Source organism: Chitiniphilus purpureus (genome assembly GCF_025642115.1).
In the GTDB taxonomy this organism is placed as follows: Bacteria; Pseudomonadota; Gammaproteobacteria; order Burkholderiales; family Chitinibacteraceae; genus Chitiniphilus; species Chitiniphilus purpureus.
This window is the reverse complement of record NZ_CP106753.1, coordinates 3,827,489-3,848,111: the sequence shown is the minus strand read 5'-3', so window position 1 is coordinate 3,848,111 and position 20,623 is coordinate 3,827,489. Positions and strand designations below refer to the sequence as shown.

At 65.7% G+C, this 20,623-nt stretch carries 20 protein-coding genes; 11 read left to right on the top strand and 9 right to left on the bottom strand.

Going from position 1 to position 20,623, the window contains the following annotated elements; translation table 11 throughout:
- Positions 1–11 precede the first annotated feature (11 nt).
- The gene (locus N8I74_RS17830; RefSeq protein ID WP_263124540.1) at positions 12–383 is read left to right on the top strand and encodes a phage holin family protein; all 372 of its coding nucleotides are present in this window, start codon (positions 12–14) and stop codon (positions 381–383) included.
- Complete coding sequence (locus N8I74_RS17825; RefSeq protein ID WP_263124539.1) at positions 380–685, top strand: hypothetical protein; 306 nt, start codon at positions 380–382, stop codon at positions 683–685. Before N8I74_RS17830 ends, N8I74_RS17825 begins: the two co-directional genes overlap by 4 nt.
- 126 nt (positions 686–811) lie before the next feature.
- Here the strand turns inward: N8I74_RS17825 and N8I74_RS17820 are convergent, their stop codons facing one another.
- The 3 genes from N8I74_RS17820 to N8I74_RS17810 are packed head-to-tail and all read right to left on the bottom strand — an operon-like array spanning position 812 to position 4,343.
- A complete protein-coding gene (locus tag N8I74_RS17820; RefSeq protein WP_263124538.1) occupies positions 812–2,395 on the bottom strand; it encodes a hypothetical protein in 1,584 nt (527 codons plus the stop codon).
- Complete coding sequence (locus N8I74_RS17815; protein WP_263124537.1) at positions 2,395–2,853, bottom strand: DNA polymerase III subunit chi; 459 nt, start codon at positions 2,851–2,853, stop codon at positions 2,395–2,397. Before N8I74_RS17815 ends, N8I74_RS17820 begins: the two co-directional genes overlap by 1 nt.
- Entirely contained in the window at positions 2,850–4,343 is a 1,494-nt protein-coding gene (locus N8I74_RS17810; RefSeq protein ID WP_263124536.1) for a leucyl aminopeptidase, read from the bottom strand. Before N8I74_RS17810 ends, N8I74_RS17815 begins: the two co-directional genes overlap by 4 nt.
- Before the next feature lie 141 nt (positions 4,344–4,484).
- On the opposite strand from N8I74_RS17810, the gene lptF reads away from it, so the two are divergent.
- The 9 genes from lptF (at position 4,485) to N8I74_RS17765 (ending at position 15,037) form a co-directional block, all read left to right on the top strand.
- Positions 4,485–5,549 carry an LPS export ABC transporter permease LptF gene (gene lptF, locus N8I74_RS17805; RefSeq protein WP_263124535.1) on the top strand — a complete coding sequence of 355 codons (1,065 nt, stop codon included), beginning with the start codon at positions 4,485–4,487 and terminating at the stop codon, positions 5,547–5,549.
- Positions 5,546–6,625, top strand: a complete 1,080-nt coding sequence (gene lptG / locus N8I74_RS17800; protein WP_263124534.1) for an LPS export ABC transporter permease LptG — start codon at positions 5,546–5,548, stop codon at positions 6,623–6,625. Before lptF ends, lptG begins: the two co-directional genes overlap by 4 nt.
- Before the next feature lie 26 nt (positions 6,626–6,651).
- Positions 6,652–7,665 (top strand): UDP-glucose 4-epimerase GalE, encoded by a 1,014-nt coding sequence (gene galE, locus N8I74_RS17795; RefSeq protein ID WP_263124533.1) that lies wholly within the window; start codon positions 6,652–6,654, stop codon positions 7,663–7,665.
- A 103-nt stretch (positions 7,666–7,768) separates the two neighbouring features.
- Positions 7,769–9,085, top strand: a complete 1,317-nt coding sequence (gene argA / locus N8I74_RS17790) for an amino-acid N-acetyltransferase (protein WP_263124532.1) — start codon at positions 7,769–7,771, stop codon at positions 9,083–9,085.
- An 84-nt stretch (positions 9,086–9,169) separates the two neighbouring features.
- A complete protein-coding gene (locus tag N8I74_RS17785) occupies positions 9,170–11,989 on the top strand; it encodes a bifunctional diguanylate cyclase/phosphodiesterase (RefSeq protein WP_263124531.1) in 2,820 nt (939 codons plus the stop codon).
- Positions 11,990–11,992: 3 nt separating this feature from the next.
- The gene (locus N8I74_RS17780; protein WP_263124529.1) at positions 11,993–12,406 is read left to right on the top strand and encodes a CoA-binding protein; all 414 of its coding nucleotides are present in this window, start codon (positions 11,993–11,995) and stop codon (positions 12,404–12,406) included.
- A 128-nt stretch (positions 12,407–12,534) separates the two neighbouring features.
- Positions 12,535–13,365, top strand: a complete 831-nt coding sequence (gene dapF / locus N8I74_RS17775) for a diaminopimelate epimerase (protein WP_333783011.1) — start codon at positions 12,535–12,537, stop codon at positions 13,363–13,365.
- A 77-nt stretch (positions 13,366–13,442) separates the two neighbouring features.
- Complete coding sequence (locus tag N8I74_RS17770) at positions 13,443–14,144, top strand: DUF484 family protein (RefSeq protein ID WP_263124528.1); 702 nt, start codon at positions 13,443–13,445, stop codon at positions 14,142–14,144.
- Positions 14,141–15,037, top strand: coding sequence for a tyrosine recombinase XerC (locus N8I74_RS17765; RefSeq protein ID WP_263124527.1), 897 nt, complete (start codon positions 14,141–14,143; stop codon positions 15,035–15,037). The genes N8I74_RS17770 and N8I74_RS17765 overlap by 4 nt, the downstream gene beginning before the upstream one ends.
- A gap of 399 nt (positions 15,038–15,436) precedes the next feature.
- Here N8I74_RS17765 and N8I74_RS17760 read toward each other — a convergent pair whose 3' ends face one another.
- Genes N8I74_RS17760 through N8I74_RS17735 form a run of 6 tightly spaced genes read right to left on the bottom strand, consistent with a single transcriptional unit; the run spans position 15,437 to position 20,622 of the window.
- On the bottom strand, positions 15,437–16,792 hold the full coding sequence (locus tag N8I74_RS17760) for a hypothetical protein (protein WP_333783010.1): 1,356 nt from the start codon (positions 16,790–16,792) through the stop codon (positions 15,437–15,439).
- Positions 16,793–16,849: 57 nt separating this feature from the next.
- Positions 16,850–17,863 carry a DUF2235 domain-containing protein gene (locus N8I74_RS17755; RefSeq protein WP_263124526.1) on the bottom strand — a complete coding sequence of 338 codons (1,014 nt, stop codon included), beginning with the start codon at positions 17,861–17,863 and terminating at the stop codon, positions 16,850–16,852.
- Positions 17,863–18,624 (bottom strand): DUF3304 domain-containing protein, encoded by a 762-nt coding sequence (locus N8I74_RS17750; RefSeq protein ID WP_263124525.1) that lies wholly within the window; start codon positions 18,622–18,624, stop codon positions 17,863–17,865. The genes N8I74_RS17755 and N8I74_RS17750 overlap by 1 nt, the downstream gene beginning before the upstream one ends.
- Positions 18,606–19,067, bottom strand: coding sequence for a hypothetical protein (locus tag N8I74_RS17745; protein WP_263124524.1), 462 nt, complete (start codon positions 19,065–19,067; stop codon positions 18,606–18,608). Before N8I74_RS17745 ends, N8I74_RS17750 begins: the two co-directional genes overlap by 19 nt.
- The gene (locus tag N8I74_RS17740; protein ID WP_263124523.1) at positions 19,068–19,817 is read right to left on the bottom strand and encodes a DUF3304 domain-containing protein; all 750 of its coding nucleotides are present in this window, start codon (positions 19,815–19,817) and stop codon (positions 19,068–19,070) included.
- The gene (locus tag N8I74_RS17735) at positions 19,810–20,622 is read right to left on the bottom strand and encodes a DUF4123 domain-containing protein (protein WP_263124522.1); all 813 of its coding nucleotides are present in this window, start codon (positions 20,620–20,622) and stop codon (positions 19,810–19,812) included. The genes N8I74_RS17740 and N8I74_RS17735 overlap by 8 nt, the downstream gene beginning before the upstream one ends.
- Position 20,623 lies beyond the last annotated feature (1 nt).

Genomic DNA, 20,623 nt, shown 5'->3' with positions numbered 1-20,623 from the left:
GCAGGTTTTGCATGAGCCAACAACAAACGTCTTCAGGGCCCCTACGCCGGCTGGTCGGCGGCATCCTCGGCCTGCTGCATGCCCATCTGGGCATTTTCAGCATCGAATTGGAAGAGGCGCGCGAGCGCCTGGTACGCACGCTGGTGCTGGGGGTGCTCGGCGCCGGCCTATGGGTGATGTGCCTGATCGCCTTTGCCTGGGCGCTGGTACTGGCATTGCCCGAGTCGTGGCGCGTACCGGTGCTGACGGTGGGGGGCATCGTGCTGCTGCTGCTGGGCGCGTTGCTGGTCCGCCTCGCCTGGAACGGCATGACGCGCGCGCCGCTGCCATTTGCCGTCACCTTGGAAGAACTGCGGCGTGATCGGGAGCGTTTGTCGTCATGAACCAGCACGCGAGAAGCACGCGCGAGGCGCGCAAGAAACTGCTGCAACTGGAAGCAGAGCTGCACCGGGTGGAGCTGACCGTCAGCCTGCACGATCTGCGCAACCCGTTCCGCAGCCGGGGCGAAAGTGGCTGGCTCAGCCGGATCTTCAAGCAGCCTGGCCCGCTGTTGACGCTGCTGGTGGGCACCATCGCCGGCAACCAACTGGGCGGGCTGTCGCGGTTGGTGCCGATGGCATTGGGAGCCTGGAAGGTGCTCAAGGCAGTCCGCCGCTTCCTGGCCCGGCGCCGCCATCCCCACTGAACGATATCGGGCGCTGCGTGAGGCGCCCAGCGTCGCGCCCGCTGCAGGCGGGGTGATCCACGGGTCAGTGCCACGCGGTGGCAGCGGTTTGGCCGCGTGGCCGATCGGTATCGGCAATGCCCGGGCCTAGTCCAGCAAGCCGCGTCGCCGCAGTTCCTCCTCCACCAGATGCGTGACACGTGGTGCGAGCTTGGCTTCCAGGTCATGACTGATCTGGGTGGCAAGCGTGGTGGCCGCCTCGGTGAAGAGCGTACTCATCAGCGTCTTGAAGTGCTGCCGCGAGAGCCGGTCCACTTCCATCGCGATATCCACTGCCAAGTGCGCGGCCACCCCCGCGGTCAATTCGGCCACGGTTGCCGCATCGAGCTTGGGCGTCGGCGGCGGTGCGATGGGCTCGGGTGGCGGTGGCACGATGGGGGCTGACGCGACCGGAGTTTCCGGCCAGACTGCTGCAGCCTCAGCCTCAGCCTCAGCCTCAGCCTCAGCCTCAGCCTCAGCCTCAGCCTCAGCCTCAGCCTCAGCCTCAGCCTCAGCCTCAGCCTCAGCCTCAGCCTCAGCCTCAGCCTCAGCCTCAGCCTCAGCCTCAGCCTCAGCCTCAGCCTCAGCCTCAGCCTCAGCCTCAGCCTCAGCCTCAGCCTCAGCCAATGCTGCAACAAACGCTGCTGCGACAGGCGCCGCGGCTTCGGGTGGCAGCGGTGCCGTTTCGGAGAGCGCATCCAGGTCGAATTCGATCGGCGGCTCGGCTGCGAAGACGATGCGCAGGTCAGGCTCAGAGGGCTGCTGGGCCAAGGCCATGGGATCCGGCAGCGCCTGACCCGGACCATGCCAGGTCGGGTTGGCCGGCATGCCGCCGCCGTGGGAGAACGCCACGGCCTGCGCCTGCCGATCGGTCGTCGGCGGCTGATGAACTGCGGTCTGCAGCAGCGCATCCGGCACATACGCTGACTGCGGCTCAGGCTCAGGCTCAGGCTCAGGCTCAGGCTCAGGCTCAGGCTCAGGCTCAGGCTCAGGCTCAGGCTCAGGCTCAGGCTCAGGCTCAGGCTCAGGCTCAGGCTCAGGCTCAGGCTCAGGCTCAGGCTCAGGCTCAGGCTCAGGCTCAGGCTCAGGCTCAGGCTCAGGCATTGCGTCGTGCTGTGCCGGGGCATCGGCAGGCGCGGCCACCAGTACCGTGTCGCCCGCATCCTGCTGGGCGGATGGCTCGTCTTCCCAGTCGAGCGTCACGTAATCGATGGTTTCCACCAGCAGCGGTGGTTCATCATCTTCCGCCTCGGGCTGCGCTGCATCGTCCCATTCGGCGGGCAGCGATGCGCGGGTCGTCTCCGGTTCCTCGGGCGGGCCGAACGGTGCCGGATCGGTGAGCAGCGCATCCAGGTCGAGCAGCGGCAGGTCCAGGAAGACCGGTTGCGGCGGCGGCGGGGTCGGCAGGTCCGCCGCAGCGGCGGCCGGCATCGGTCGGGGCGGTGGCAGGTCGAATTCGTCGGGCGGAAACATCAGGCCGCCATCCGCCGCTCCGGCAGCCGGGGCAGGGCCGGATGGCGCGCCCCGCGTCGGGAGGACTTCCTCGGTCAGCACCGGAATATCGTCGTCCAGTGCATCGGTCAGCACCGGGATGTCGTCGTTGGTCTGCGGTGCCCCACCGCCACGATGGCGCGCCATCAGGGCGTCCATCTTGTTGAACAGCGGGCTGACGCTGTCGTCCGGATCTTCCATCACCCCGCCTGCCGCTGTGCGGCCAGTTCGAGCATGTCCACGGCCTGCGGCGTGACGCCGCGTGCCTGATAGCTGCGCCAGCGCTCGCGCGCCTGATCGCGGGCCGCGTCATCGCGCTCCACGATCTCCAGCACGCGCTGATGGCCGTCCAGCTCCGCAGGGATTGCTGCTTCGGTCCAATTGAACAGCGCAGCCCTGTCGCTGAGCAGGGCCGGCCGATGGTCGATCACGATGGGCGTGACCGGTGCCAGCGGATCGTCCGCCGCGCAATGCGGCAGAAAGCCGATCTGCGGGATTTCCCACAGCAACCGGTCGAGTTCGCGGCTGTCGGCATCGCTGGCGGTCAGCACGTTGATGGTCAGCCGCTGTGCCAGGGCCTTGCCGACCAGCTGGCACAGCGCGTGTCCGCGATGCTTGACGTTGAAGTAGAAGGTGACGTCCATGCCGGCCCGGATCACGCTTTCCTCGTCACCGGTGCCTGCTGCGCGCGGGCACTGAGAAAGGCGACCAGCAGCGGCACCGGCCGGCCGGTGGCACCCTTGGCCGCACCGGATTTCCAGGCGGTGCCGGCGATATCCAGGTGCGCCCAGCGGTAGTCCTTGGCAAAGCGCGACAGGAAGCAGGCCGCGGTGACTGAGCCGGCAGGGCGGCCGCCGATATTGGCAAGATCGGCGAAATTGGATTTGAGCTGCTCCTGGTAGTCGTCCCACAGCGGCATGCGCCATGCCTTGTCGCCGGTGTGCTCCGCCGCGCCGAGCAGTTCGGCGGCCAGCGCTTCGTCGTTCGCGTACAGGCCGCTTGCCACATGGCCCAGTGCAATGATGCAGGCGCCGGTCAGCGTGGCGATGTCGATCACCGTCTCGGGCTGGAAGCGATGGGCGTAGGTGAGCGCATCGCACAGGATCAGCCGGCCCTCGGCATCGGTGTTGAGTACTTCGATGCTGATGCCGGCAAGGCTCTTGAGGATGTCGCCCGGCTTGGTGGCATTGCCCGCCGGCATGTTCTCGCACGCGGCGATCACGCCGACCAGATTGATGGGCAGCGCAAGTTCGGCGGCGGCCTGCAGTGTGCCGAGCACCGTGGCCGCACCGCACATGTCGTACTTCATCTCGTCCATGCCTTCGCCGGGCTTGATCGAAATCCCGCCCGAATCGAAGGTGATGCCCTTGCCGACCAGCGCCACCGGCTTCGCGCCTTTCTTGCCGCCGCGGTATTCGAGCACGATCAGCTTGGGTGGCTGGGTCGAGCCCTTGGCCACCGCAAGGAACGACGCCAGCCCTTCGGCCTCGAGTTCCGGCTGGTCGAGCACCATCACCTTGAGACCATGCGCCTTGGCCAGCCGTTGCGCCTCGTCGGCGAGATAGGTCGGTGTGCAGACATTGGGCGGCAGATTGCCCAGGTGCCGGGTCAGGTTCATCCCGCGCGCCACGGCCAGACCCTGCGCAAGACCTGCACGCGCCCCAGCGGTGTCGGCCTTGCGGGGCACGGCAAAATTCACGTTGGTCAGCGCCGGAAGCGGTTCGGGCGTGGATTTGAAGTCATCGAAACGATACGACTCCAGTACCAGGGCCTGCGCCAGCGCAGCCACCGAAGCCTCCAGGTCCAGCCCTTTGGGCAGCGCAAGATACAGGTCGGCGCTGGCGCCCTTGCCGGCGAGCAGGACCCGGGCCACGGCGGCCGTGGCGCTGCGCCAGCTGGCCGCGTCCGGTGTTTCGCCCAGTTGCAGCAGGACCAGCCGCCGCAACCTGCCGTTCATGACGAGATGGGCGCTGGCGATGCTGCCAGCCTTGGCCGCAAGTTCGCCTTGGGCGAGCAGCGTGCTGAGTGCACCGCCCGTCGCCTCGTCGAGTTTCTGGTACGACGACGGCAGCTTCTGCCCTGTCAGCGGCAGCAGGATGCTGTCGCCCTGGGCTTTTTCGGGGCTGAGGGGATTTATGCTAAATTCCACGGCGGACCTCCTGAGGCAGTGCCGGACGGGCGCGGCGCACGGCCGCAGACAAGATTAGCCGGTGTGGCCTGTGGCGCACCTGACGCATTCTTACAAGAGTTCGCCGATTATTTCCCAGCCCCCCGCATAAGTCAAAAACGCATGCTGTTTCGCAAGAGCCTGATCCACGAGATGTCCTGGGTGGCACTCGCCGTATTCGTCGTGGTGCTGCTGCTGGTGATGACAACGCAGATCGTGCGTTTTCTCGGGCAGGCGGCAGTCGGCTCGTTGGCCTCGGGCGCAGTCTGGGCCATGATGGGCTTCACTTCGATCCGCTACCTGCCCACGTTGCTGTCGCTGATGCTGTTCGCCGCGGTCCTGTCGGTGATGATGCGGCTGTGGCGCGACAACGAGATGGTGATCTGGTTTGCCAGCGGCCGCTCGGTGCGCGACTTCGTGGCGCCGGTGCTCGAATTCACGCTGCCCATTGTGGCGCTGATCGCCGCGCTTGCGCTGTTCGTCTCGCCCTGGGCGATGAAAAAGGGCGACGAGTTCCGCAAGGAGTCGCTGTCGCGGCAGGAGATCACCCAGGTGGCACCGGGGGTGTTCCGCGAATCGGGCGGTTCGGACCGGGTGTACTTCGTCGAGAGCTTTGGCGAAGGCGCGAGCGGCAGCAACGTGTTCGTCCAGATGCGGCGCGAGGACAAGCTTTCGATCATCCTGGCGCAGCGCGGTGGCCTTACCTTGGGGCCGGATGGCGAGCGCTGGCTGTGGCTGGGCGAAGGGCGCGCGTACTCCGGCGTGCCCGGTTCGGCGCAGTTCGAGGTGCTCACCTTCGACAAGGCCAACCTGCTGGTCAGCCAGAACGAGCGCGCGGCGACCAGTGTCTCCACCCGTGCCACCCAAAGCCACGAACTGTGGGAGAGCGACAAGCTGGAGCATCAGGCCGAACTGGCATGGCGCATGGCGTTGCCGGTCTCGGCGCTGATCCTGTCACTGGCGGCGGTGCCGCTCGCGTTCTTCAATCCGCGCGGTGGACGGGCGTTCAATCTGGTGTTCGCCGCCTTCCTGTACTTCTTCTATTACAACTGCATCAACCTGTTCCAGGTATGGATCGCCACCGGCAGGATCCCGCCCTGGCTTGGCATGTGGCCGCTGCATGGGGCGGCGCTGTGCCTGACACTATGGCTGTACCGCTGGCGCAGCCGCTTGCGGGGGGTACGATGAGCCTGCTTGCGCGCTATCTCTCCAAGGAGCTGACCGTCTTCGTGCTGTCCACGCTGGGCGGGCTGCTCGGGCTCTATACCTTCTTCGATCTGATCGCCGAGCTGTCCGACCTGGGCCAGGGCGGCTATCGCCTGCTCGACGCGGTGTATTTCGTGTTGCTGCGCACCCCGGGCAATGCCTACGAGCTGATGCCGATCGCGGTGCTGATCGGCGCGATCTTCGCGCTTGCCAACCTGGCCGGGCATTCCGAGCTGACGGTGATGCGTGCCTCGGGCGTCTCGGTGGCACGGCTGCTGGCCTGGCTGATGCTGGCCGGCGCCTGCTATGCCACGGTGACGGTGGCGCTGGGCGAGGTGGTGGTGCCGCATGCGGAGCGCATGGCCAACCAGCACCGGTTGTCGGCCACCAAGAAGCTGCTGGTCGGCGAGTTCCGCTCCGGGGTCTGGGTCAAGGACGACCGGCAGATCGTCAACATCGGCGAGATGCTGCCCGACCTGACCATCCGCGGCATCCGCATCTATGAACTGGGCCAGGGTCTGGTGCTGACCCGCATCCTGGAGGGGGGCGAGGGGCAGTACCAGGACAACGGGCGGTGGCAGCTTGCGCCGGCGCGCGAGACCCGCTTCGGCAAGGACATGCAGGGGGTGCAGGTGGTCAATCCGACCAGCCTGGAGTGGAAGACCGCGATCACGCCGGAGATGCTGGCGGTGCTGCTGGTCGAGCCTGCGCAGATGTCGGCCCGGTCGCTGTTCCGTTATATCGACCATCTGGCACGCAACAAGCAGCAGACCAGCCGCTATGAGCTGGCGCTGTGGGGCAAGCTGTTCTACCCGCTCGCCTGCCTGTCGATGATGGTGATCGCGCTGCCATTTGCCCAGGCGCAGCGCCGTGCCGCCAATGTGGGTGCACGGCTGTTCGTCGGCATCCTCGCCGGGCTGGCATTCCATTTCCTGAACCGGGTGGTGGTCTACCTGGGGCAGCTCAATCACTGGCCGGCGCCGCTGGTCGTCTCCATCCCCACGCTGCTTTTCATGGCGATCGCGCTGGTGTTGCTGTGGCGGCAGGAGCGGCGCTGATCCGATCCATCCGGGAGCAAACTACCGTGCATATCCTACTGACAGGCGGTGCGGGCTATATCGGCTCGCACACCTACATCGAGTTGAGTGCCGCCGGCTTCACGCCGGTGATCTTCGACAATTTCAGCAATGCCAAGCCCGAGGTGCTGGCCCGGCTGGAGCGCATCACCGGACGCCCGGTGGCGCATATGCAGGGGGATATCCGCGCCAGCGCGGATCTTGCCGCGGCGTTCCGCCGCTGGCCGATCGCCGCGGTGGTCCACTTCGCCGGGCTCAAGGCGGTGGGCGAGTCGGTGGCACAGCCGCTGCTGTACTACGACAACAACGTGGTCGGCACCGTGCGGCTGCTGGAGGCGATGGGCGCGGCCGGGGTACGGCGTCTGGTGTTCTCGTCGTCGGCCACGGTGTACGGCGATCCGCATGCCGTGCCGATCCGCGAGGACTTTCCACTGTCGGCCACCAATCCGTATGGGCGTACCAAGCTCATGATCGAGGACATGCTGCGTGACCACCACCACGCCTGCCCGGATTGGGAGATCGCCATCCTGCGCTACTTCAACCCGGTGGGTGCGCACGCCTCAGGTCTGATCGGCGAGGACCCGCGCGGCATTCCCAACAACCTCCTGCCCTATATTTCCCAGGTGGCGGTCGGCAAGCGCGACGAGCTGTCGGTGTTCGGCGGTGACTATCCGACCCCGGACGGCACTGGGGTGCGCGACTACATCCACGTGGTGGACCTGGCGCGTGGGCATGTGAAGGCCCTGCAGAAGATCGAGGGCGCAAGCGGCTGCCTCGCCGTGAACCTCGGTACCGGCCAGGGCTATTCGGTGCTGGAGATGGTGCGCGCGTTCGAGACCGCGAGCGGCCGCGCGGTGCCCTACCGGATCGTCGCACGCCGGCCGGGCGACGTGGCGAGCTGCTACGCCGATCCGGCCAGTGCGGCCGAACGCCTGGGCTGGCGTGCCGAGAAAGGCTTGGCCGAGATGTGCGCCGACGCCTGGCGCTGGCAACAGGGCAATCCGGACGGCTATCCGGGCTGACAGTTCAGGGCTGTGGCGCCCTGGCGGGCCGGCTTACAACGGGATCGGCCTCGCGCGTTCCCAAGCGGCCCCGGGGCCGTTATCCTTGCGGCAAGGAGAACACATGCACGCAGCCGATTTCGTCCAGTGGTTCCGGCAGGCCGCGCCGTACATCCACGCGTTCCGGGGGCGTACCTTCGTGATCGCGTTGGGCGGCGAGGTGGTCCGCGAAGGGCGTTTTGTCACACTGACCCACGACATCAACCTGTTGGCGAGCCTGGGAGTGCGTCTGGTGGTGGTGCACGGCGCGCGGCCGCAGATCGAGGCGCGCATGGCCGAGCGCGGTCTGGCGACGCGCTATCACCGTGGCCTGCGCGTCACCGACGGTGAATCGCTCGAATGCGTGATCCAGGCGGTGGGCCAGGTGCGGGTGGAGATCGAGGCGCTGCTGTCCAGCGGTCTGGCCAATTCGCCGATGGCCAATGCCGATATCCGCGTGGCCGCCGGCAACTTCATCACCGCGCAGCCGATGGGCGTGGTCGACGGCATCGACCTGATGTACACCGGTGAAGTGCGCAAGGTGGACACACTGGCGATCGGGCAACGGCTGCAGGACGGCGAGCTGGTGCTGCTCTCGACGCTGGGCTATTCGCCCACCGGCGAGATCTTCAACGTGCCGCTGGAGGACGTGGCCACCAGCACGGCGATCGCGCTCAAGGCCGACAAGCTCCTGTTCCTGTTCGGCCACGACGGGGTGGTCGATGCCGCCGGCGAGCTGCAGACTGAGCTGACCGCATCGGCGGCCGAGGAATTCCTGGAGGCGCATCCGGAGGCCAACGAGGATATCCGGCTGTATCTGCCGTGCGCGTTGCGCGCCGTGCGCAGCCAGGTGAACCGGGCGCACCTGATCAGCCACCACGTGGACGGCGGCCTGCTGATGGAGTTGTTCACCCACGAAGGCATCGGCACCATGATTTCGCGCGAGCCGCTCGAAACGCTGCGCCAGGCCGATATCGACGACGTGGGCGGCATGCTGGCGCTGATCGAGCCGCTCGAAGAGGCGGGCGTGCTGGTCAAGCGCGGCCGTGAGCTGATCGAGCGGGAGATCCATCGCTACTCGGTGCTGGAGCATGACGGCAAGATCATCGGCTGCGTGGCCTTCCATCCGTTTGCGGAAAGCAGGATGGCCGAGCTTGCGTGCCTGGTAATCCATCCGGACTATCGCGACGCCGATCGCGGCGCCGAGCTGCTGCGCCATGTGGAGCAGCGCGCACGCAGCCAGGGCATGGGCCAGCTGTTCGCACTGACCACGCGCACCAGCCACTGGTTTGTCGAGCGCGGTTTCCGGCAGGCGTCGGTGGACGAGCTGCCGATGGAGAAAAAGCAGCTATACAATTACCAGCGGCGCTCCAAGGTATTCATCAAACCGCTGCGCCGCTGAGCCACGTTGCGGCCCGCAGGCTTACAAACCACAAGAACAGGAGGCAGCATCGCGGCCGCAGGCGGGCGCGAGCGGAACCACCCGATGCGCACCCTTACCACCCCTGGATCGCTGCGTACCCGGCTGATCGTCGCCAGCATTCTCGTGCAATGCACGATCCTGGCGTTTCTGCTGTTCAACACGTCGCGCATCTGGAGCGAAGCGACCGCCGAGACCACGGCGGTGCGGGTGCAGGAGTTGTCGCGCCTGCTGAATGCGGCGTTTTCCGGGCCACTGTTCAACAACGATTTTTCGCGCGCCGCCGATCTGATCGATACCATCCGCGCGCCCGAAGGGATCGACTACCTGGTGCTGCTGGATGCGCAGCGCAACGTGGTCGCCGCGCGCGGTTGGGATATCACCCACCCGCTGCCGCCGACCTCGCCCCTGGATGGACACGACCCGATCCCGGCGCTGATCCATGCCAGTTCCACCATCGAATACGGTGGCGAGGTGCTGGGCGAGCTGCGCTTTGGCATCACCACCGGCATCATGCGCGAGGCGATCAACCGGCTCACCTTCCAGAACGCGATGACCATGATCGCCGGCATCGTCGCCTCGTCGGCCTTGATGGCGCTGCTCGGGCTGTGGCTGACGCATCGGCTCTACAAGCTGCTGGCGGCGGTCGAGACCGGCGCTGCCGGCGACTATGCCGACCTGCCGGTGCCGCGCGGCGACGACGAGGTGGCGCAGCTGGCGCGGCGCTTCAACGACATGTCGCACTCGATCCGCGAGCGCATGGTGGCACTGCGCCACAATGAGGAAAAATTCCACGCCATCGCCGACTACACCTATTCCACCGAACTATGGCTGGACCCGGAGGGCAAGCTTGTCTGGGTCAACGCATCGGTGACACGGCTGGCCGGCTACTCGGTCAACGAGTGCCTGCGTCTTGGTGATTTTCCGCTGTCGCTCGCCAGCCCGGACGAGCGCATGCGCCTGATGGAAGCACTCGACCGGGCGCTGATCGAACGCTCGTCGGTGCAGGATTTCGAGTTCCGGGCGGTGCGCCGCGACGGCTCGCTGTTCTGGGCGGCCGCCTCGTGGCAGCCGCTCTACGACAGCCGCGGTGATTACCTCGGGCTGCGGGCCAGCATCCGCGACAATTCCGAGCTGAAGGACGACCGGCTGGCGCTCCGCAAGGCAGTGATCGAGCTGCGCCAGATCCAGGCGCTGGGCCAGGGCTATCTGCAGCGCGCCGAGGCCGAGCGCGCGCGCCTGACCGCACTGTTGTCGGCGATGCGTTTCGGCGTGCTGTTCGTCGATCAGGACAACCGCGTGGTGTTCCACAACCCGGCGTTCTGTGCGCTGTGGGGCATCCCGATGCAGGTGAGCATCGTCGACAAGCCCATCGGCCAGGTGCTGCAGCAGGCGGAGAACCGGCCGGCGATCGGTGACATCCTCGCGCACTACCTGCAGGAGGCGGCGCAGATCGATGACCGGGTGGACTACGGCGAGCTGGTGATGAACGACGGCCGGGTGCTGACGCAGCAGTGCTACCGGGTCGGTGGCGGCCAGGGCAATCGCGGGCGGATGTGGATCTACGAGGATGTGACGCAGGAGCGGCAGCTGGCCGAGCGCATGATCAGCCTTGCCGAGCGCGACGCGCTCACCGGCCTTTACAACCGCCACCGCTTCCAGCAGGAACTCGAGCGCATGGTCTCGGAGGCCGACCGCCGGCAAACCTCGATGGCGCTGCTGTTCTTCGACCTGGATGAATTCAAGTACGTCAACGATACCTTCGGCCATGGCATCGGCGACGAGCTGCTGAACGCGATCGCGCGCGAGATCGGTGCACAGGTGCGGCGGCACGAAGTGCTCTCGCGCCTGGGCGGCGACGAGTTCGCCATCCTGGTGCCGGACTGCACCGAGTTCGAGGTGGGCAAGCTCGCCGAGCGCATCGTCGCCAGCATCGCGCAGATCCAGTTCAAGATCGACGGCCACCTGCTGCGGCCGTCCTCATCGGTGGGCGTCGCGCTGTTCCCGCAGCACGCCAGCAGCCCGGGCGAGTTGGTGGCGCATGCCGATTCGGCAATGTACCAGGCCAAGGCGGCCGGCAAGGCCACCTGGCGGCTGTACCGGCCGGATGCCGACCCCTCCCGCACCGCGCTCAATCGTCTGTCGTGGAAGGACCGTATCGTCGAGGCGCTGGAACAGGACGGTTTCGAGCTGCACTTCCAGGGCGTCTACGGCGCAAAGGACCGGCAACTGGCGCACCTGGAGGCGTTGGTCCGCATGCACGATACGCAGAACCCGGGCAACCTCATCCTGCCCGGGCACTTCATCCCGCATGCTGAGAAGACCGGCAAGATCGTCGACATCGACCGCTGGGTGATCAAGCGCACCATCGAGCTGCTTGCGGGCCGGCCGCATATCCCGTCGATTGCGATCAATGTCTCCGGGCGCTCGTTCGACGAACCCGAACTGCCCGAATTCATCAGCCGCCTGCTCAGCCTGCACCGTGTCGATCCGCGGCGGCTGCTGGTCGAGCTGACCGAGACGGCGGCCGTGTCCGACCTGCGCGACGCGCAGCGCTTCATCGATGCGCTGCGTGCCACCGGCTGTACCGTATGCCTGGACGACTTCGGCAACGGCTTCGCCTCGTTCGCCTACCTGAAGCAGCTCAAGGCCGACATCCTCAAGATCGACGGCTTCTTCGTGCGCGATCTGGCACACGACCGCGACAGTCAGGTGTTCGTGCGGGGCATCGTCGACATGGCGCATGCCATGGAAAAAACCACGATTGCCGAATTCGTCGAAAACGAAACCATCTACGACATGCTGGTCGAATTCGGAGTGGACCTGGTCCAGGGCTACTACCTGGACAAGCCCCATCGCGACCATCCTGGCCTGACGGAGATCTGAACCATGTTCCACAATCCCAGCGACGACGAGATCCGCGCCCTGCTGCAGCGTGTGCGGCGGATCGCGGTGGTCGGGCTCTCGCCCAACCCCGACCGCCCAAGCTACGGCGTGTCCCGGTTCATGCAGCGAATGGGCTACACCATCGTCCCGGTGCGTCCCAAGGTGGGTGAGGTGCTGGGCGAACGCGCCTACGATACCTTGTCCGAAGTGCCCGACGCCATCGATCTGGTGAACGTGTTCCGCCGCGCCGAGGAGATCGATCCGGTGATCGACGCGGCGATCGCACTCAAGGTGCCCGCGGTCTGGATCCAGCTTGGCATCGTCAATGAGGCGGCCGCCGAGCGGGCACGTGCCGCCGGCATCACTGTGGTGATGGACCGCTGCATCAAGATCGAGTACGCCCGGCTGTGCCGCTAGCCGGATGATTGCCAGCGCCCCGCCGGCCGATTAGCCTAGCGGCTTGACTGCCTCGGGCGCGCTGGCGCCTGCACCGGCAGGGCCGCGTGGGCTGCCGGATTTTGTTCTTCCAGGTTTTTGGATATCTCATGAAGCTGCGTTTCACCAAGATGCAGGGCCTTGGCAATGATTTCATCGTGCTTGACGGCGTGCGCGAGCGCATCGCGCTCGATCCGGCCACGGTGCAACGGCTGGGTGACCGGCACTTCGGCATCGGTTTCGACCAGCTGCTGCTGGTGGAGCCGCCGGCCGATCCCAGGCACGATTTCCGCTACCGCATCTTCAATGCCAGCGGTGAGGAGGTCGAGCACTGCGGCAACGGCGCGCGCTGCTTCCTCAAGTTCGTACGCGACGTCGGCTTGACCGACAAGACCGAGCTGGCGGTGGAAACGGCGCGCGGCGTCATTTATCCCCGGCTGGAGGCCAACGGCGAGGTCACGGTCGACATGGGGCCGCCGGCGTTGCTGCCTGCGCAGGTGCCGTTCGTGGCCGAGCGTGACGACATCGTCCATCCGCTTGAGGTGGCGGGGCGCGTGGTCGGGATCACCGTGGTGTCGATGGGCAATCCGCATGCGGTGCAACTGGTCGACGATGTCGACACCGATCTGGTGCAGACGCTGGGACCGCTGATCGAGCGCCATCCGCGCTTTCCGCACAAGGTGAACGCCGGCTTCATGCAGATCGTCGGCCGCGACGAGATCCGGTTGCGCGTCTACGAGCGCGGCGCGGGCGAGACCCTGGCATGCGGCACCGGGGCCTGTGCCGCGGTGGTGGCCGGCATACGGCGTGGCCTGCTCGATGCGACAGTACGCGTGCATACCCGCGGTGGCGGGCTCATCATCGCCTGGGCGGGGCCGGGCACGCCGGTGTTGATGACGGGGCCGGCCGCCACGGTCTTTGAAGGCACCATCGTGCTGTAAGCAGCCGATCAGTCGCAGGCGGCGGTGCCGGCACGTCGCGTATCGCCATCGTGAATTCAGATGGGTAGGAGAGCAGCATGCAATCGCAGGAAGTCCTGGCCTGGTTGAAGAACAACCCGGGCTTTTTCGACGACTACGCCGACGACATGGCGGAAATCTTCGTCCCCCACAATCACCGTGGGCAGGCGGTCTCGCTGGCCGAGCGGCAGCTGTTGACCCTGCGCGACAAGACCCGCGCGCTGGAGTCGCGTCTGACCGAGCTGTTGCAGTTCGGCGAGGACAACGACGCCATCTCGGACAAGCTGCATCGGCTGACGCTGGATCTGATCCAGGCCGAGGACCTGTCCGGGGTGATCGGCACACTTGAATATCATCTGCGCGAGCGCTTTCGCGTGCCGCATGTGGCGATCCGGCTTTGGCTGCCAAGCGATTCGGGGCTGCGCGAATTCGAGCGGGTGGGCGAGAGCGTGGTGCGACTGGCGCAGAATCTGGTATCGCCCTACTGTGGCCCCTACGTGACCGAGGAGGTGCTGGCCTGGTTCGATGAGGCCGGCCCACAGCTCAAATCGTTTGCCCAGTTTGCGCTGCGTACCGGCGAGGAGCCTTTCGGCATCCTGGTGCTGGCCAGCGAGGACGAGGAACGCTTCTATCCGGATATGGGCACGCTGTATCTGCAGCGGCTCTCCGAACTGGTCTCGGCGGCGGTGCGCCGGCTGGTACCGACCACGGTGCCGGTGCAGGTGGAGGAGATCCCGGACGGCGGACCTGCCGCGTCGTGACCCTGTCGCCGTTCGCCCATTTCGACCGCTATCTTGCTGGCGAAAAGCAGGCGAGCGAACACACGCGTCGCGCCTACGGCGACGATCTGGCCCGGCTCGCCGCATTGGCCAAGGACCGCGATCTGGCGACGCTGCAACCCACCGACATCCGGGGCTTCGTGCGTCAGCTCGCAGCCCAGGGTCTGAGCGCGGCGAGCATCGCCCGGGCGCTGTCGGCCTGGCGCACCTTCTACCGCATCATGAAACGCGACCTGGGCTGGGGTGCCAGCCCGGCCACCGGCATCCGCCCTCCCAAGCGTGCGCCGCGCCTGCCGGCGGCGATGACGGTGGATGCGGTGGCCGGGCTGCTGGACAACCTGCCCGACGACACCCCGCTGGCCTGCCGGGACAAGGCCATGTTCGAGCTGGCGTACTCATCGGGGCTGCGTGTCTCGGAGCTTGCGGGTCTGCCGCTGGCTGCGTTGGATCTGGAGCACGGCCTGGCCCGTGTGACCGGCAAGGGCAACAAGACGCGGGTGGTGCCGCTGGGACGGGTGGCAGCCGAGGCGATCCGGCGCTGGCTGCTGCAACGGGCACGGCTGGCGCAACCGGGCGAGACCCATGTATTCGTCGGCAAGACCGGCCGGGGTCTGACCACCCGCGCCATCGAAGCCCGGCTCGCCACCTGGCGGCAACGGCTGGGGATCGCCGAGCGGCTCTACCCGCACAAACTGCGCCACAGCTGCGCCACGCATCTGCTGCAAAGCACGCACGACCTGCGCGCGGTGCAGGAGCTGCTGGGCCACGCGCATCTGGCGACCACCCAGGTCTACACCCATCTGGACTATCAGGCGCTGGCCCAGGCATATGACCAGTTCCACCCGCGCGCCAAGCGGCAGGAGGATGGGAAGTAGGCGTGCAGGGAAGGCCGTGCAACGCGGCGGCTGTGCCGGTGGCTCATGGCTTGCGTTGCCAATCCGGGCGCGGCCAGGATGGACTTCCCGGCGCCGGCAGAAGGGCTTGTGGCAAGGCCCGCTCCAAGCGCACGCTTTTCTGAGGCCGATACACGGCACCTGACCGGTGTCCGCGCTACGCCTGGGTGGGGAAGGTCAGCATGATCCCTCTGGCGCCGTGCGGCGCGCCGCCTGATGCGCTGGACAACGGCTCGGGGGCTGCGTACCCCGCTGCGGATGGTGGCCTTCTTGGCAAGGCGTTCCAGCGGTGGGCCTGTTCAGCGCCACGCCGACCCTGGACAGCGAACGTTGCATTGACAAGCGGCAGCCCAGGAGGCACCCGCCCACGGTCCTGCCTGTTCAGTCGTGCAATGTCCGCATGGCATGCTCGTAGTCGGCCTGGGCTGCCTTCATCCGGGATTGATGGACCTGCATGTAGTCGGTGTATTCGACATCGGACATCCTGCGATCCAGATAGCGCTGCCTGACCCGTGCCGCGCCCTGTTCCTGCTGCTGGCGGATCTGCTCGTAGCGTTTGGTTTCGTTGACGCGCGCCACGGCACGGCGCTGCCTGCCCTGTTCGGCGATGTCCGCCAATTGATCCTGCTGGCGTTCCTCGGCCGTGACCGCAACAACCGCCCCTTGCGGGTGGAAGAAGGCCCTTCTGCGCAGGTAGCCGAACATGAACCAGGGCTCGTGCGCGCTTTCCAGCGCATAGCCGTAGTCAAGGTTGCTGCTGCCCGGTATCAGCACCGGCGTGCTGCCGTTGCGCAAGCCCTCAATAGCTGCCTCCTCTTGCCGGATCAGCTCGTCCCAATTGGGTTTGGGCACACCAGGAGGCGTGGAAGGAACGGGTTTGATGCCGGGTACCGGTCGGGCCTGTGCCGCCGCCTGCATGCGCCGGTACTGCGCTATGTTGTGTTGATGGACAGCGATCCGGCGCTCGTGCTCCCGCTTCTGGCCCTGGCCGGGAGGAAACCAGTCCGCATCGTCCACCCCAAATGGCTTGAACCAGGCGCGGGAATCGTGCATCAGGGTCGAGAACAGGTGATGCGCGGCGGCTGGCGCCTGCTGTCTGGCCGCGGCTTCCCACTGTTGTTTCAAGCCCTGCTGCCATTCCTCGCGTTTTTTCTCGGTCAGCTGATCCTTGCTGCTGCTCCACACGCGGCCAAGGGGGATGAGGATTGCCGCGGCGTGCTCCTTCCAGGTCTTCCTGGCATTGAGGAATGCCACTTCCTTCCTGATTTGCGCATCCGTGATCCGGAAGTCCTCGATGTCCTGCTGGCGCGACGGGGTGGCCGTATTGACGAGGCCGGGTAGCTGATGCATCCGGCCCAGCATCGCATGGCGCCACGCCAGATAGACCCCCTGATGATGGTGCAGCAGCTGGGCCAGCGTGGCGCGGGGTTGGCGCTCGGTGGGGTACAGCGTGTGCCTGCTGACCTTGTCGGGTGGGGTGGTCGGTGGAAACGCCTTCGGGTCCAGCGGCGTGGCGTCGAGGTAGGCGTTGAAGGCAGCGATCGTCGCCGGGGCGATCTTGAAGTTGTTCTGGCGGGCTGCGGTATTGAATTCCTCGGGCAGCAGCAGCGGCACGCCGGCGATCAACGCCTCGCGGTACATCTGCGCCAGCGGCAGCTGCGAAAGCTTCTCGTGATCGCCCCCCACCGCCCGGCCCTGGTCCTTGGGCGGGTAGCCGCCGCCCACGTCCGAATGCACGCCAGGGTAGACGATCTCCTTGCGCAGGCTGCCGCCACCGATCGCATCCAGCGGGAACTAGCCGCGCACCTCGTGTGCCGCGACCAGATGCACGCAGCGGATCCCGTCGGGGATCGCCATGTTCCGGATGCTGGCCCAGCCATAGTGCCCGTCCATGCCCACGCTGGGGCCCCAGTTGGCCAGGCCCACCGAGGCCACGGTATCGAACACGCCGATGAAGTCCACCGTCAACGGCAGGCCGGCGATGCCGCCGCCGTAGGCCTCTCTCAGCCAGTTTAGGAACACCCGCGCCTTGGCCGCACCGCGGGAAAAGCCGAAGACCGAGACCCGGATGCGCCGGAGCCTCGGGGTGCGGCGCTGCAACGGCTGCCGCTGCGCGATGGCCTGCGCCAGCTCGGCGGCGCAGCGCTGCAGGATCCGGGCGCGCACCGCGCTGCCGCTGTCGTCGCGGCCCAGGTCGTATGCTTCTAGTATCTTGTCCCACTGGCCGTTGGCATTGGCCATGCGCCGGGCCAGCTTGGCGTCCTGCACCCAGCGTTGCGGGTCGGGCGTGCCCAGGATGCTGTGCAGATGGTTGGTGACCTGCAGCAGTGCCCAGCAGATGCGCGCCTCGCCGTGGGTGGCAAAGCCCAGGCCATCCTTGCGGTCGGAGATTTCGCGCTGTTTGCCGTTTTCGGTCACGAAGCCATTGAGGCCGGTATCGCCCAGCTCCTTGAACGGCGTGCCCACCCCGGGGATGTAGGTCTTGCGGTAGTTGGCTTTGTCGCTGGCACGCTGCTTGGACCAGGTGGCCGTTTCGTCGGGTTTGGGCTCACCCCTGGCAATGGCAAGCTGCTTGACCGTCGCCTCCCCGGGATAGGCTTCGTACAATCTGGCGACATTGCTGTGGCAATTGCCGGGGGTATCGCGGTATTTGTTGTTGTTGGTGCCGTCGAAGAAGAAACCGAGGTGGATGTCTTCTTCGCAGCGCAGGCAATTGGGGGCGTCTTTATTTGCTTCAAGTATTCGTTCTTCGGAACCTCGAAGCTTGAGTGGAGTCGGCGAACATTTCTCTGCAAATCGAGCGCTCATTATTCTTCTTCCTTATAGTTGAGTTCGCACATTCTCTTATCTTTGATGACCCATTTTTTTTTGCATTCTTCGACAAACCATGCGCATGAGTTTTTATCGCCTTCCGGGTTTGGAGAATTTTTTATGGAGTCCTCTTGACAGGCATCTCGGAATCGCGCCGCTCTAGCCTCGTAAGAGTCCCTCGGATACTTCGGAAAACTCTTCATGCATTCCTTCTTTCCATGCCTCGCCACGCAGGCTTCCTGCGGCTCCAGTTTCTCGCGCCCTGCCCACCCCAGCGTGCCGGGCTCGTGCGGCGAAACCAGCAATTCCAGTTGATTGCCCGGATGGAACAGCACGTAGAGATCACCTGGCGCGGTGTATTCGGGGATGGCCAGTTCGGCTTGGTGGTTTTGCGTCTTCCATTCGTTGCTCTTGCGGGTGGAGAGGTCCAGCGCCACCCATTCCACCTTCAACTTGAGGCCGGGGTGCCAGGTCCTGGGCAGGCTGACGCAGCAGTTCTGCCCGCTGCCCTCGAACGGGCCGACGCTGCCGCCGCCGACGGCGTCTCCGGTGGTGCCGTTGGCCCAGCGCAGGGTGTAGTCGATCCCGAACTCATGGTCGTAATTGACGCCACGGCTGCTGGCCATGAAGGTGTCGGGGTCGGACGCGGGGGCACTGGCTGCGCTGGCGGGTGTGGATGCGGATGCCGAAACGGCATCGGTGGGCTGGCAGCCCAGCAGCGGCAACAGGCAAAGCAGGATCAGATAGCGTAAAAGCATGGCAGGGCTCGCAGGCAGGATAGGTGGGCTGAGTGGCCGCGCCGGTCCGTTAGGGCAAGGCATTGTTCGGGACCAAAGGGCTGGAACGGCGTGTCCACCCCGGGGATGTCGGTCTTGCGGTAGTTGTCCCTGGCGCTGCTGAGCGTACTGGGCCAGACCGCCTTCTTGTCGGGCAGCGGGCTGCCGCGCGCGATGGCAAGCTGGGAAACGGTGGGATAGCCGACATACGCCTCGTAGAGCCGGGCGACATTGCTGTGGCAATTGCCGGGGGTGTCGCGGTATTTGTTGTTGTTGGTGCCGTCGAAGAAGAAACCGAGGTAGATGTCTTCTTCGCAGCGCAGGCAATTGGGTTGGTCAATGTTTCTCTTTGATATTTCTTCTTCCGCTTGCTTGAGATCAAGAGGGTTTTTCCGGTCTAACTTCTCTGCAAATCGAGTGCTCACTTATTCTTGCTCCATGTAATCGAGTTCGCACATTTTTTTGTCAGAGATAATCCACTTTTCTCGGCATTCCTTTTGCATTCTTTCGCACGCAGCTCTGTCACCATTTTCATTTGAAGAGCCTTTTAGTGCGTCTGGCGTGCAATTTCTCCGCATCCGCTCAGCAAATGCTTCATTGGAGTTCCCCGGATACTTCGGAAAATTCTTCATGCATTCCTTCTTTCCATGCCTCGCGACGCAGGCTTCCAGTGGCGTCAACTGCTCCCGCCCTGCCCACCCCGGCGTGCCGGGCTCGTGCGCCGAAACCATGAGTTCCAGTTGCTTGCCGGAATGGAACAGCAGATACAGATCGCCGGGTTGCCGATATTCCGGAATCGGGTAGACCTTGCTGGTCTTTTCGTCGCCGGCATCGCCGGCGATTTCCATCCATTCGATATCCACCTGCACCGCCAGGCCGGGACGCCAGATCCTGGACAGGCTGACGCAGCAGTTCTGCCCGCTGTCCTCGAACGGGCCGACATTGCTGCCGCCCACGGCGTCCTTCTTGTTGCCATCCAGCCAGTACAAGGTGTAGCGGATGGCATACTCACGGTCGTAATTGACGCCACGGCTGCTGGCCATGAAGGTGTCGGGGTCGGATGCGGGGGCACTGGCTGCGCTGGCGGGTGCGGCCTTCGGCACGGCGTCCTTGGGTTGGCAGCCGGTCAGCGCGACGCTGGCGAGCAGCAGGCCATATCGCCACCGGCTACTCATGGGTGTCCTGCTTGCCGGGTTGTCCCACGGCCGCCGGTTCGAGGCGGGCTGCCGCATAACCCAGGATATCCGGATGCTCCAGCAGCCCTTGCCCCAGCGCCTCCCGGTACAGGCGCTGGCTGAGCGCGTGCAGCGCGGCAGGCTGTGCGGGCAGGTGCCCGGCCAGGCTGTGCATCTGACGCAGGCTGTGAGCCAGGGTGTCTGGATAGCTGCTGTCGAGCAATGCGCCGGACTGGGCCTCGCCCAGCGTCAATCCCTGCCGTGCGATGCGGGCCTGGTTCGAGCCGGTGATGGACTGTATTTGCCCGGCCCGGTCGAAGTACCACCAGGTGTGGATGGGCGCGAGCAGTTCGGCCTGCTGTGGTGCATCCAGTGCAAGCAGCAGTTGAGGCAGGATGCGGGTGTCGGCATAGCGCAGCAGGTAACGTGTCCGTTCCGGCAGGATGGTGACATCCGCGTAGTGGGCGAAATGCTGCTGCAACTGTTCGGCCGATAGCGGACTGGCCAGGAAACTGAGGCTGGGTTGGCCGCAGGTCTGCTCCAGCAATTGCACGGCGAGTGCCGGCAGGGGATCGCCGGGCTGCGCCAAGTGCTGCAGCAGAGGCGAGATTTCCGGTGTGGCGCCCGGTTGCCCGGCGTAGAGCGAAAGCCAGCGGCCCAGCGTAGTCAGGCGATGCCGCTTGCCATGGTGGAAGGCATGGTCCAGCAGGGCATACAGTCGCAGCGTCTGCTGTGTTGCCGCTGCGGCTTGCCAGTCTGCCCATAGCAAATGGCGTGCCGCGCTGGAGTAGGGGTCGATGCGCATG